This is a genomic window from Pelagimonas sp. (assembly GCF_050633425.1).
Classification (GTDB): Bacteria; Pseudomonadota; Alphaproteobacteria; order Rhodobacterales; family Rhodobacteraceae; genus Pelagimonas.
The window spans coordinates 24223-36092 of sequence record NZ_JBOEGM010000004.1 but is presented as its reverse complement, the minus strand read 5'-3'; the positions used below and the strand labels follow the sequence as shown (position 1 = coordinate 36092).

The 11870-nt window shown below is 56.4% G+C and carries 14 protein-coding genes; 7 read left to right on the top strand and 7 right to left on the bottom strand.

What is annotated here, in order from left to right; genetic code table 11:
• Positions 1-10: 10 nt before the first annotated feature.
• The 6 genes from ACRBB0_RS02170 to ACRBB0_RS02145 form a co-directional block, all read right to left on the bottom strand.
• The gene (locus tag ACRBB0_RS02170; RefSeq protein ID WP_431372754.1) at positions 11-277 is read right to left on the bottom strand and encodes a hypothetical protein; all 267 of its coding nucleotides are present in this window, start codon (positions 275-277) and stop codon (positions 11-13) included.
• Positions 278-340: 63 nt separating this feature from the next.
• The gene (locus ACRBB0_RS02165) at positions 341-670 is read right to left on the bottom strand and encodes a hypothetical protein (protein ID WP_431372753.1); all 330 of its coding nucleotides are present in this window, start codon (positions 668-670) and stop codon (positions 341-343) included.
• Positions 671-700: 30 nt separating this feature from the next.
• Positions 701-1837: an N-acetylglucosamine-6-phosphate deacetylase gene (nagA, locus tag ACRBB0_RS02160; RefSeq protein WP_431372752.1), complete on the bottom strand. Its 1137-nt coding sequence runs from the start codon at positions 1835-1837 to the stop codon at positions 701-703.
• Entirely contained in the window at positions 1834-2859 is a 1026-nt protein-coding gene (locus tag ACRBB0_RS02155) for an SIS domain-containing protein (RefSeq protein ID WP_431372751.1), read from the bottom strand. The genes nagA and ACRBB0_RS02155 overlap by 4 nt, the downstream gene beginning before the upstream one ends.
• A 3-nt stretch (positions 2860-2862) precedes the next feature.
• Complete coding sequence (locus ACRBB0_RS02150; protein ID WP_431372750.1) at positions 2863-3636, bottom strand: GntR family transcriptional regulator; 774 nt, start codon at positions 3634-3636, stop codon at positions 2863-2865.
• Positions 3633-4505 carry a BadF/BadG/BcrA/BcrD ATPase family protein gene (locus ACRBB0_RS02145; protein ID WP_431372749.1) on the bottom strand — a complete coding sequence of 291 codons (873 nt, stop codon included), beginning with the start codon at positions 4503-4505 and terminating at the stop codon, positions 3633-3635. The genes ACRBB0_RS02150 and ACRBB0_RS02145 overlap by 4 nt, the downstream gene beginning before the upstream one ends.
• A 161-nt stretch (positions 4506-4666) precedes the next feature.
• Here ACRBB0_RS02145 and ACRBB0_RS02140 point away from each other — a divergent pair, with 161 nt between their 5' ends.
• The 7 genes from ACRBB0_RS02140 to ACRBB0_RS02110 all read left to right on the top strand — a co-directional run bounded on the left by ACRBB0_RS02140 (position 4667) and on the right by ACRBB0_RS02110 (position 10959).
• Complete coding sequence (locus ACRBB0_RS02140; RefSeq protein ID WP_431372748.1) at positions 4667-5569, top strand: N-acetylmuramic acid 6-phosphate etherase; 903 nt, start codon at positions 4667-4669, stop codon at positions 5567-5569.
• Between the two features lie 16 nt (positions 5570-5585).
• Positions 5586-6839 (top strand): ABC transporter substrate-binding protein, encoded by a 1254-nt coding sequence (locus ACRBB0_RS02135; RefSeq protein ID WP_431372747.1) that lies wholly within the window; start codon positions 5586-5588, stop codon positions 6837-6839.
• 70 nt (positions 6840-6909) lie between these two features.
• Positions 6910-7824, top strand: a complete 915-nt coding sequence (locus ACRBB0_RS02130; RefSeq protein WP_431372746.1) for a carbohydrate ABC transporter permease — start codon at positions 6910-6912, stop codon at positions 7822-7824.
• 12 nt (positions 7825-7836) lie between these two features.
• Positions 7837-8676, top strand: a complete 840-nt coding sequence (locus tag ACRBB0_RS02125; RefSeq protein WP_431372745.1) for a carbohydrate ABC transporter permease — start codon at positions 7837-7839, stop codon at positions 8674-8676.
• On the top strand, positions 8673-8924 hold the full coding sequence (locus tag ACRBB0_RS02120; RefSeq protein WP_431372744.1) for a hypothetical protein: 252 nt from the start codon (positions 8673-8675) through the stop codon (positions 8922-8924). The genes ACRBB0_RS02125 and ACRBB0_RS02120 overlap by 4 nt, the downstream gene beginning before the upstream one ends.
• Positions 8921-9970, top strand: a complete 1050-nt coding sequence (locus ACRBB0_RS02115) for a Gfo/Idh/MocA family protein (protein WP_431372743.1) — start codon at positions 8921-8923, stop codon at positions 9968-9970. Before ACRBB0_RS02120 ends, ACRBB0_RS02115 begins: the two co-directional genes overlap by 4 nt.
• On the top strand, positions 9967-10959 hold the full coding sequence (locus tag ACRBB0_RS02110; RefSeq protein WP_431372742.1) for an ABC transporter ATP-binding protein: 993 nt from the start codon (positions 9967-9969) through the stop codon (positions 10957-10959). The genes ACRBB0_RS02115 and ACRBB0_RS02110 overlap by 4 nt, the downstream gene beginning before the upstream one ends.
• Here ACRBB0_RS02110 and ACRBB0_RS02105 read toward each other — a convergent pair.
• Entirely contained in the window at positions 10956-11867 is a 912-nt protein-coding gene (locus ACRBB0_RS02105) for an HAD-IIA family hydrolase (protein WP_431372741.1), read from the bottom strand. The genes ACRBB0_RS02110 and ACRBB0_RS02105 overlap by 4 nt on opposite strands.
• Between the last annotated feature and the right edge of the window lie 3 nt (positions 11868-11870).

Below are 11870 nucleotides of genomic sequence, written 5' to 3'. Positions count from 1 at the left end.
CCGGCCCCCTTTAGTGGAAATTCGTCAGATAGATGATGCTCGCCACAATGCAGATCGGCAGCCCATAGACCAGTGCAAACAGCGACCAACGCCGTAGTTTTTGGTGTTTTTCCAGCCCGTCGTCGACATAATCGTGAAAATCACCTTTGCCGCCGCCTTTGACCCATTCATCTTTGAGCTTCTCGCGCCTGTGTGCCCGCAGGCGTATCAAGGCGATCACATAGATCACCGACAGCACAACCAGCCCTACAATCACCAAACGCCCTAGCGCGAACATGGCTTACCTCTCTTTGATGAGTCACCTGATAGCAGAGAAAAGGAATTTCAACCATATGGTGGCTTACCACGTGTTGGTTTTCCACCGGCGCGGCGTGGTCGAGACAGTCAAAGCCAATACAGGCCCCCAAATGACGGCGGCTTTGGCCCCAAGGTTGAGAAAATAGGGCCAACTTGTTGTGGAGCTGAACAATAGGGCCGCGAGGCGCGGGTTTTCCCATTGGTACAGCATGGCAAAACCAAGCGAAGCCAAGATCCAAAGGATCAGCGAAGACAGGGCCGCAATGATCGCCATCCCAAACAAGGTTTCGGGTAGGAAGGTTTCGACCAGTCGCGGCACAACCACGGCCAGCACCATCAAGACAATCGCAGGAAGGGCAAGTTCAACAAACATACCTCCAAAATGGGTCTGGTGTTTGGTCGGTCAAGCGCCCTGTGTTAGCGGGCGCAGGGTGAAGTCTGGTCCGATGCGGATCAGATCAGCCTTGCCCCCTAGTGCCAGATACCCGGCGTCCAAACCCGCTAATTTTGCCGGCACCAAGGTTGCGGCCCGCAAGGCCGCCTCGGGCGCTATGCCAACCTCTTGGACCATCACCCGGAGTGCGGTGGCAAGATCAAGGTCGGCCCCGGCCAAGGTTCCATCCTCAAGCGTTAAACGCCCATCCCGCCGCAGCACTGTGCGCCCATCAATTTCAAAACTCTGGGCTGTGCTGCCTGCGCAGGCCATGGAATCACTGACCAGAAATATCTCTCCCGGTCCCTGTTTTGCGGACCAGGCATTACGGATTGTGGCGGGATGTACGTGGATGGCATCGGCGATCAGCCCGGCCGACAGCCCCCCATTTGCCAAGGTCGCCCCCACAAGACCGGGTTCGCGATTTCCCATTTGGCTCATGGCGTTGAACAGGTGGGTCACACAGCGCGCCCCTGCATGAGCATAGGCCATGCAGGTGTCAAAACCGGCGTTGCTATGACCAAGCGAAATAATCGCCCCGGCCTGCGACAGCTGTTGCACCTGGTCCAACGTGACATTTTCAGGCGCAATGGTCAGCATCAATACCGGGAGCATTTGCGCCGCCTCTAGCAGCACCTCCAGATCACCCGGACCCATCGGACGGATCAGCCCAGCGGAATGTGCGCCCTTGCGCTCAGTCGAGAGGTGCGGCCCCTCAAGGTGCAAACCGGCAATGCCCGGCACGGCTTCGGCAATTGCGGCCTTGGCCGCCTTGATCGCAGTGTCGGTTTTGGCCGCTGTATCGGTGATCAAAGTGGGTAAAATGGAAGTCGCACCCAGCCCAATATGCGCCTGTCCCATCCGCCGTAGGGTTTCAACGTTGGGGGCGTCGTTGAACATGATGCCATCGCCGCCATTCACCTGGAGATCAACAAAACCCGGCGACAAAATATCGCCGCCAAGGTCGACACCTGTGCCTGACATTCCCCCATTATCCGGCCCGAGCGCAGCAATCCGCCCTGCCTCTACGATCAAACAGTGATCCATGAGCAGGCGTTCACCGTCAAAGATCGGACCGCCTCGAAATATCTGGCGCGATTGGGTCATACGGTTTCGGTCACTTTGTTTAGGTGGCGTGGCGCATCGGGGTTGATGTTCCGCGCGGTCGAGACCTTTTCGACCATTGTATAGAACGACACAATGGTTGAGATCGGATCTGTCAGCCAATGATCGGTGCGCTGATGCGGCAGGCAAATGGCTTTCTTGGCGCGTTTGCTGGTGACAAAGGCCAATGCGCCCTTTTCGGTCAAAGCATCCGCAACCTCAACCAACGATGTCTCGGCGGCGTCCCCAGCGGCAAATCCAATCACCGGAAATCCACGCTCTACGATAGAGACTGGCCCATGCATCACTTCGGCTGATGAATAGCTTTCAGCATGGATTTGGCAGGTTTCCTTGAACTTGAGCGCCGCTTCGTTCGAAATCGCAAAAGACGGCCCGCGCCCCAGGGTCAAAACCGATGACCCGGTGATGGCATTGGCGGCAACGGTCCAATCACATTGCGTTGCTTTTTCCAGATGTTCGGGCAGGGCGCGGATCGCCTTGATCAGCTCTGCGTCCCCCTTCAACTCGGCCACAAGCCAAAGCCCAGCCACCAAGGATGTGACAAAGGTCTTGGTTGCGGCAACGCTGAGTTCCGGCCCCGCGCAAATTGGCACTGTTGCAGTTGCCGCCTTCGCCAGGGGGGACGTCGCGTCATTGGTAATCGCGACGCTGGTTGCGCCTCCTGCCGTCAAAGCCCGTGTGAGCTCAACAATGTCGGGGCTTTTGCCTGATTGCGATACCGATATGCACAGGGCGTTCGGCACTTGGAGCTTTGCCCCATAAATTGACGCGACAGAGGGGCCAACAGAGGCCATTGGCAGGCCCAATTCCAGCTCGCAGGCATACTTCAGAAACGAACAGGCGTGATCAGATGATCCACGCGCCACAGACATCAAAAACGGAACGTCGTCCCCGATTTTGCTGATGGTGGTCGCGATGGCATCGGCGCTTGAAGACAAGAGCCGGTCAACGGCCGTTGGTATCTCTTCGATTTCGCGCCGCATTTGGGTCAGGGTCTGGGACATCGGTTAACCTCGTCCTTGAGAAGAATTGGAAAGCCGCAATTCGGCAACAAAATCATACGCATCGCCGCGATAAAGCGACTGGGTGTATTCCGCCACACGCCCGGTTTCGAGAAACGAAGTGCGCTTGATGCTTAGGCCCGCATTTCCTTCTGCAACACCCAACAGCTCGGCATCTTTTGCGGATAGGTTGATGGCTGAAATCTTTTGCACAGCCCGCACAGGTCGATGCCCGCTGGCCTCCAAAAGCTCATAAAGCGATGTGGTCACCTCAAGCGGATTGGGCAAGATATCAAGCGGCAGCGCAGCGCGTTCGATCGCCATAGGGCGACCACCGGCTTCGCGCAGGCGGGTAATACGCGCGACCGAGTCTCCGGTTGACAAAGCCAACGCGATTACTTCATCGGGAGACGGCATGAAAATCCCGCGCTCGAGCCAGCTTGAGGTGGTTTCCATGCCGCGTCGGCTCATGTCTTCTGTAAAGGACGTGAGGTGTGACAGAGATTGTTCAACTTTTGCTTCGGCCTCGCGCACAAATGACCCGGAGCCTTGCCGTTGCACGATCAAGCCCTTGCTCACCAATTCATGGATCGCTTTTCGTACAGTCACGCGCGACAGGTCGGTCATTTCGGCCAATTCACGTTCAGGCGGGAGCGAGCTATTGGCCGGTAAAACGCCTTCTTCTATGCCCTGTTCCAACCGACGGCGCAGTTGCACATAGCGTGGGCCAGCGGTGGGGGATAGCCAGATATCGGGCGCTAGAAATTCAGCAACACTCATCCCGTGATCTCCTTTCTGAAGTCATGGGCCAGCGAAATCGCCCCGTCGATTGGGGTGCCGTTTGCCGGGGTCAACGCCGCTTGCATGTCGGCGCTGAAATAGGGGGCAAAACTCGGGGCGATACCCCCGGTTAGCATAATTGGCATGCCGGTCGTCCAACCCAGATGGGTCAACGCAAAGGTGAGCCGTTCCGCGCCTTGGCGCATGATCTCTTGGGCAATTGGATCTGCCTTGGCGGCGGCTTTGGTGACGCGGGGGGCAAGATGGCCAAAGTCTGCGGCATTGGCCGCTGCCGCAAATGCGACGATACCGGTTGTGCTCTCGAAGTGAGTCAGAAGCTCTTGAGAGAGATCGCTGGGCTGTTTGAGTCCATCATGGACCAACAACGTGTCAGACAGGGCCAACCGCCCGACCCATTGCGCCGACGCTTCATCTCCGAGCCGCGCGCCCCATCCCCCAGCGAACCGGGCGCGGCCATTATGTTGAACCGCTTGGAAGGACCCTGTACCGCAGTGGATTAGGGCTCCGTTTTGTCGCCCCAAGGCCCCACGCGCGGCAGGGGCGCGATCTTCTTCGATTCGAACATGTGTCAGAGGAAGTCGTCGCGCCACGTCTTGCGCCTTTTCCGGCCCCGTGACCCCGGCCAAGCCAAGATAACAAGGGGTGTCTTTGAACATCTCCAAATCTATATGAAGCAGACGCGCCAACCCCTTTAATCCGCGCATGATTTGCTCGATTGATCCGTCAAGGTCCGAGGTGACGTTGCAACTGCCGGATTCGAAGTGAAAGCGCTGGCCGTTGTGCTCACACGCGACCCGGCAACGGGTTCCTCCGCCATCAATGGCGAGTATCTCAGGCGGTCTGGTCATGATGCTACCTATATAATACCTTTTGCCTAAATAAAAGGCCGAAAGAATACCATCTGGCTGTAATCGGTGAAAAATGCGCGACTTTTTCGGTGCTGTGAAAAAATGGTAGACAATTGGTATTCAAAGGGTATTCTTATGGTCAACTTAGGGGGAATCGCGCTTTGACGCTCAAAACCGAACAGCTTCATCCACTTGCATCTACGCTAGATGTGGCCACGCTTGGTGGCGCGGCAGCGGCGCTGGTCGACAATCAAGTTGATGCCGGGCGATGTGTTTCGGCTTGCCTGAATGTCATTCAGGCCGGTGCCGACAAGATGGCGCGCTGTGTCCGTAATGGCGGAACTCTTTATTATGTGGCGGCAGGCTCGTCCGGGTTGATGGTCGCCGCGGACGCGATGGAGCTAGGTGGCACCTTTGGCATTCCGTCGCAGCAGGTAGAAATCTTGATGGCGGGCGGCATTCCGACTTCGGCGCATATGCCGGGTGACGTTGAGGATGATGTCGAAAGCCTCGAACACTTGCTGGTCAATATGACATCGCGTGACTGCCTGATTGCCGTCACCGCGAGCGGCAGCACCCCATTTACGCTGCGGGCGGCCGAATTGGCCCATGCGGCGGGGGCCACAGTTATTGGTATCGCCAACAATACGCAGGCCGCTTTGTTCAAATTGACAGATCACGCTATTGCGCTTGATACGCCGCCCGAAGTGCTGTCGGGATCGACCCGAATGGGGGCTGGCACCGCGCAAAAGATTGCGCTCAACACTCTGTCGACCTTGATGGGCGTGGCCTTGGGGCATGTTTATCAGGGGCTTATGGTCAACTTACAGGCCGACAATATCAAACTTCTGGGCAGGGCGCGCGGTATCGTTCAGCAGGTTACACAAGTTGACGAAGCCAGCGCAGCGTCGGCTCTGACCCGTTCCGGCGGTGATGTTAAAATCGCCTGCCTTCTCGCTTTGGGTGCGCAATCGCCCGAACTGGCCCGCGCCGCATTGATCCGGTCGCAGGGCCACCTTGGTCCCGCCATATCGCGGCTACACTCACACGAAACAACACTATAATTCTGGGAGTACTACTATGAAACGCAAGGCAATTTTTTTAGCGATGGCCACAACCGCGCTCACCGCGACAAGCGTGATGGCCGAGGATGTCACGCTGACGATCGAAAGCTGGCGCAACGATGACCTGACCTTGTGGCAGGATAAAATCATCCCCGCTTTTGAGGCCGCCAATCCGGGCATCAAGGTTAAGTTCACCCCGTCGGCACCCACCGAATACAACGCGGTTTTGAACTCCAAGCTTGATGCAGGTTCTGCCGGTGATCTGATCACCTGCCGCCCGTTTGATGCGTCTTTGGCGCTCTATGATGCTGGTCATCTTGCCAACCTTGCCGACATGGAAGCCATGGGCAACTTTTCGGACGTGGCGAAGTCGGCGTGGCAAAGCGACGATGGCTCGGCAAGCTTCTGCGTGCCAATGGCGTCGGTTATCCACGGCTTTATCTATAACAAAGAAGCCTTTACCGAGGTCGGCGTTGAGGTTCCTACCACCGAGGCCGAGTTCTTTGCCGCATTGGATGCCTTCCAAAAAGACGGCAATTACATCCCGATGGCCATGGGCACCAATGACCAATGGGAAGCCGCAACCATGGGTTACAACAACATCGGTCCAAACTATTGGAAAGGTGAAGAAGGCCGTCTTGCGCTGATCAAAGGCGAGCAAAAGCTCACAGATGATGCCTGGACCAAACCTTACGAAACACTCGCCAAATGGGCCCCGTATTTGGGTGATGGCTACGAGGCGCAAACCTATCCCGATAGCCAAAACCTGTTCACGCTTGGCCGGGCAGCGATCTATCCTGCTGGCAGCTGGGAAATCTCGGGTTTCAACACGCAGGCCGATTTTGAAATGGGCGCGTTCAAAGCCCCGGTTCAGGCGGCTGGCGACACCTGCTACATCTCGGATCACACCGACATTGGCATCGGCATGAATGCGGCAACGGCCAACCCCGACGCGGCCAAAGCCTTCCTGACTTGGGTGGCATCGCCTGAATTTGCCTCGATTTTTGGCAACGCCCTTCCGGGTTTCTTCCCGCTGTCCAACACGCCGGTTGACCTCGAAGATCCGCTCGCTAAGGAATTTGTAAGCTGGCGCGGGGAATGCGAAAGCACCATTCGCTCCACTTATCAAATCCTGAGCCGTGGCACGCCGAACCTTGAAAACGACACATGGGGCGCGTCCGTCGCCGCGATAAAGGGCACATCGGCCCCTGCGGAACTTGGTGCCAAACTTCAGGATGGCCTTGCGTCCTGGTACGCACCGCAGCAGTAATTCCTCCCCTTCACTGCTGACGATCCGGGCGGGGTTTCTCTGCCCGGACCACTCAAACCGGAGGTTCCCCATGGATCGCCCTCGCTTTCGCTGGCACATCGTTGTGTTTCTGGCTCCTGCCGTGCTGGTTTACACCGCTGTGATGATTTTCCCGCTTTTCAACACGTTACGCTTGGCGCTCTATTCCAAGATCGATCAGGAACGTGTGTTTGTCGGTTTGGAAAACTTCCAACGCCTGTTCCTTGATCCGATCTGGTCGGAACAATTTTGGAACGCCTTGGGCAATAACTTCTGGTTCTTTGTCGTGCATATGCTGGTGCAAAACCCCATCGGCGTCGCCTTGGCCGCTGTTCTAAGCCACCCGCGACTGCGTTTTGCGGCGCTCTATCGTTCGGCGATTTTCATTCCAACGATCCTCAGCTTTGTGATTGTGGGATTTGCGTGGAAGCTGATCCTGTCGCCGATCTGGGGTATTGCGCCGTCAATGCTCGACGCGGTTGGCCTCAAATCGCTGTTTGCTCCATGGCTCGGCAAAGAGGAATACGCGCTGACCACCCTCGCGCTGATCTCGGTCTGGCAATATGTTGGCATCCCGATGATGCTGATCTATGCCGCCCTGTTGACCATCCCAGAAGAGGTATTGGAGGCGGGTGAGATTGACGGCGTCACCGGGGCCTCAGCTTTTTGGAAGATCAAACTGCCGCTGATCCTACCCTCAATCGGCATCATCTCAATCCTGACGTTTGTGGGCAATTTCAACGCCTTCGACCTAATTTACTCTGTGCAAGGTGCGCTTGCTGGACCGGATTTCTCAACCGACATCCTCGGCACCTTTATGTATCGCACCTTCTTTGGCTTCCAGCTTCAGCTTGGTGATCCACATATGGGTTCCGCCATCGCAAGCGCCATGTTCGCGATCATTCTGGTGGGCGTCTGTATCTATCTCTTCGGCATCCAAACCCGGATGCGCCGGTATCAGCTGTAAGGAGGCGCAAAGATGAACAAAGCACGCTCAAATCCGTTCAACGCCGTCGCCATGCATGGTGCCTTGATCGCCTACACGTTAATCGCGCTGTTCCCGGTTTTTGTGATCCTGATCAATAGCTTCAAGACCCGGAAAAAGATCTTTCGCGAACCGCTGGCCCTGCCAGATGCCGAGAGCTTTTCACTGGTTGGTTATCAAACCGTTCTGAAACAGGGCGACTTCTTTCTCTACTTTCAAAACAGTTTTATCGTCACTGTCGGGTCGCTGTTTTTCATTCTGCTTTTCGGGGCCATGGCCGCCTATGCGCTTAGCGAATATCGCTTTAAGGGCAACATGTTGATGGGTCTCTATCTGGCGCTCGGCATCATGATACCGATCCGTATCGGCACCGTCGCGATCCTTGAAATGATGGTGCAAACCGGGTTGGTAAACACGCTCTGGGCGCTGATCCTCGTTTACACGGCCCAAGGGTTGCCGCTCGCGGTCTTCATCCTCTCTGAATTCATGCGACAGGTCTCCGAAGACCTCAAAAACGCCGGTCGCATTGATGGGCTAAGCGAATACACCATCTTTTTCCGCCTCGTCCTGCCCCTCGTGCGCCCGGCCATGGCCACCGTCGCGGTGTTCAACATGATCCCGATCTGGAACGACCTGTGGTTCCCGCTGATCCTCGCCCCGGCGGAAGAGGTCAAAACCCTGACCCTCGGCTCGCAAGTCTTCATCGGCCAGTTCGTCACCGATTGGAACGCGGTGCTCTCGGCCCTCTCGATGGCGATCCTGCCGGTTCTGATCCTCTATGTGATCTTTTCGCGCCAGCTGATCCGCGGCCTGACTTCGGGGGCGGTGAAATGACCAAACGCGTTATCGCCCTTGTATGCCCGTCTTCACAGCATGCTAAAAACAGCCATCAAAGTTGGCAATTCGAGCAGAGCAACATCAAGGTGGTTGCTGTGGTCGATCCCGATCAACCGGAATGCCGCTGGGGCGAGGTTCCCGTTTTTAGCAATGTTTTACGGGCCGTTAGCGCGACTGGTGCAGAGTATGTCCTCTATGGAGATCACATGATCAGTTGCGCGCATGATCCAGAGGTTGTGCGATGACGGTCCGTGTTTTGATTGCAGGCCTTGGCAATATGGGGGCATCCCACGCGCTGGCCCACCACAACCACCCCGACGCGCAGATCGTGGGTTTGGTGAGCCGCTCTGGTACGGTGGCTCATGCTGATCTGCGCCAATACCCTGTCTTTTCGGACTTTCATCAAGCCTTGGCGGATACCAAGCCCGATCTGGTGGTGATCGCCACCTATACCGAGACCCACGCCGACTATGCCATCGCCGCGATGGAGGCCGGAGCGCATGTCTTTGTCGAAAAACCACTGGCGATGACAGTGGAGGATGCCAGCCGAACTGTTGCCAAGGCTCAGGCGACAGGATGCAAATTGGTTGTTGGCTACATCCTGCGCCACCACCCGTCTTGGGTGCGATTGATCCAAGAGGCGCGCAATTTGGGCGGCCCGTTTGTGTTTCGTATGAACCTCAATCAACAAAGCACGGGTGCCGAGTGGGAGACGCATAAAGCCTTGATGCAGACCACATCGCCCATCGTGGATTGCGGTGTGCATTATGTTGATGTGATGTGCCAGATCACCGATGCCACGCCGGTACGTGTCCACGGTATGGGCCTGCGGCTCTCGGATGAGATCGACCCCAATATGTACAATTACGGGCAGTTTCAGGTCATATTCGCCGATGGGTCCATCGGTTGGTACGAAGCCGGTTGGGGCCCGATGATGTCCGAAACGGCGTTTTTCGTCAAAGATGTGGTGAGCCCGAATGGCTCGGTGTCCATTACGGATGGCAACAAAGGCGCCTCTGCAGATGTTGACGGGCACACTGCGGTTGGTGGATTGCTGGTACATCGTCCTGAGGGCGACAGGCTGATTGATCTGCCGGATGAACCGGGCCACCAAGACCTCTGTGATGCTGAGCAAGCCTTTATGCTGCGCGCCATTGCCGAAGACATTGACCTTGCACGACATATGAATGACGCGGTGCAATCGCTTGCGATTTGCCTGGCCGCTGACCAAAGCATCCGAAGTGGCCAGCCGGTTGAGCTGACGACCACGCGAGAGGAGATCTCCCAATGACCGCTCTTTCCTTGACAGGCGTCCACAAATCCTTTGGCAAGACCCATGTTCTAAAAGACATTAACCTCGAAGTGGAAGACGGTGAATTCGTCGTCTTTGTTGGCCCATCAGGGTGTGGAAAATCGACACTGTTGCGGGTGATAGCCGGTCTCGAAGATGCCAGTGCCGGCGAAATTCAGATTGGTGGGCAAGTGGTTAACCACACCCCACCCGCCAAACGTGGGATCGCCATGGTCTTTCAAAGCTACGCGCTTTACCCGCATCTGAACGTGCGTGGCAACATGACTTTGGCGCTCAAACAAGAAGGGCAAAGCAAGGACGAAATCGACGCCCGTGTCGCAGAGGCGTCGCGGATGCTTAACCTCGAAGACTATCTCAAACGCTATCCCTCCGAGCTTTCGGGCGGGCAACGTCAGCGTGTCGCCATTGGTCGCGCCATCGTGCGTCAGCCCAAATTGTTTCTATTTGACGAACCTCTCTCTAACCTAGATGCCGCGCTGCGGATGAACACGAGGATAGAAATTTCGAATCTGCACCGGCAGCTGTCCGCCTCGATGATCTATGTGACCCATGATCAAACCGAAGCGATGACGCTTGCCGACAAGATTGTTGTGCTGCGGGATGGCCGCGTTGAACAGGTTGGAAGTCCGATGGATCTTTACAACAACCCCGCCAATCAATTTGTGGCCGGTTTCCTGGGCTCGCCTTCGATGAACTTCATGCCCGCATCCGTTGTTGATCAGGCCGATCCGCGCATCATGGGCATTCGGCCCGAAGACCTGCGTGTCGACCCACAGGGGGACATCAACGGCAAAGTTGCCCATGTCGAAGCGCTTGGCGGCGATACAAATGTCATCCTGAAAACCGGTGACAGTGACATTACTTTGCGGCTTTTTGGTCAGCACTCGGCACGGATTGGCGATGAGCTTTGGGTGTCTGCCCCCGCCGAAAAACGTTTTTATTTCGATGCAAACGGCCAGCGGCTCTAAGTTGTCGGCACAATCCAGTCCGGTTGGATGCCCGACCGGGTGATGAATGGCGCAACATCGACCCCCTGAAAAAGGCCATGGTCTGTGATGAGCACGGTGCCAAACCCCGCTGCCGCTCCGCCCAAAATGTCCGTATGCAGCGTATCGCCAACCATCGCGATGCGGTTTGGTTCGACGTCACGAAGCAGGATTGATGCGACCTGAAAAGCATTGGCAAAGGGTTTGCCATAGAAGTCGGGCGACACGCCCAAGGCGTCTGCGATGTGATGGGCGATGGTGCCTGGCTCCATGGTAAGCCCATCGCCGCGCGGCGCGACCAAATCGGGGTTGGCAACAATCAACGGCCTGGGACTGGCTTGCAACGCGTCTGCAAGTGACTTGGTTTCGGAAGCACTCCAACCGCTGCTGGACAGAAGGATAAAACCGCCAGCCCTTTGATATAACGATGGATCCTTGTGCAAATGCTCAAGCGGAAACGGGCTGTCTTTGAAACTGTCATCAAGAAGCGAAGCCGCAGCCCAGGGGCGCCCGTCTGGCAAAATTGGCAGCGAAGCCAGAGCGACATCACGGCTTGAAACCACCTCGTCTGCGGTGAAATCAAACCCAAGATGGCGGTATTTTGCCAGCAGTTGATCACGCGTATAGCTGGCTGCATTGGTCAAAACGATAAGTTGTTTACCCATCGCTCGCAGCTCAGCGATGCGTTCAGGCGCGCCGGGAATTGGATCATCGCCACGGTTGAGAACGCCAAAGGCATCAAGCACAAAGGCATCAAAATGTTCCGCCAATTCCGCCAGATTGGCTGCCCTGCGTGAGCTGGTTGGAAAGCTGGCGTCTGGGAGACGGGCGCGCACGGTTTCATAGCGGTCAAACGCTTGATGCGCCGTCAGATCAGAGAGGGGTTCCATAAA

Excerpts from the sequence above, each read along its gene's own strand:
- ACRBB0_RS02170 (WP_431372754.1), bottom strand. The coding sequence starts at position 277 with ATGTTCGCGCTAGGGCGTTTGGTGATTGTAGGGCTGGTTGTGCTGTCG.
- ACRBB0_RS02165 (WP_431372753.1), bottom strand. The coding sequence starts at position 670 with ATGTTTGTTGAACTTGCCCTTCCTGCGATTGTCTTGATGGTGCTGGCC.
- nagA (WP_431372752.1), bottom strand. The coding sequence starts at position 1,837 with ATGACCCAATCGCGCCAGATATTTCGAGGCGGTCCGATCTTTGACGGT.
- ACRBB0_RS02155 (WP_431372751.1), bottom strand. The coding sequence starts at position 2,859 with ATGTCCCAGACCCTGACCCAAATGCGGCGCGAAATCGAAGAGATACCA.
- ACRBB0_RS02150 (WP_431372750.1), bottom strand. The coding sequence starts at position 3,636 with ATGAGTGTTGCTGAATTTCTAGCGCCCGATATCTGGCTATCCCCCACC.
- ACRBB0_RS02145 (WP_431372749.1), bottom strand. The coding sequence starts at position 4,505 with ATGACCAGACCGCCTGAGATACTCGCCATTGATGGCGGAGGAACCCGT.
- ACRBB0_RS02135 (WP_431372747.1), top strand. The coding sequence starts at position 5,586 with ATGAAACGCAAGGCAATTTTTTTAGCGATGGCCACAACCGCGCTCACC.
- ACRBB0_RS02130 (WP_431372746.1), top strand. The coding sequence starts at position 6,910 with ATGGATCGCCCTCGCTTTCGCTGGCACATCGTTGTGTTTCTGGCTCCT.
- ACRBB0_RS02125 (WP_431372745.1), top strand. The coding sequence starts at position 7,837 with ATGAACAAAGCACGCTCAAATCCGTTCAACGCCGTCGCCATGCATGGT.
- ACRBB0_RS02120 (WP_431372744.1), top strand. The coding sequence starts at position 8,673 with ATGACCAAACGCGTTATCGCCCTTGTATGCCCGTCTTCACAGCATGCT.
- ACRBB0_RS02115 (WP_431372743.1), top strand. The coding sequence starts at position 8,921 with ATGACGGTCCGTGTTTTGATTGCAGGCCTTGGCAATATGGGGGCATCC.
- ACRBB0_RS02110 (WP_431372742.1), top strand. The coding sequence starts at position 9,967 with ATGACCGCTCTTTCCTTGACAGGCGTCCACAAATCCTTTGGCAAGACC.
- ACRBB0_RS02105 (WP_431372741.1), bottom strand. The coding sequence starts at position 11,867 with ATGGAACCCCTCTCTGATCTGACGGCGCATCAAGCGTTTGACCGCTAT.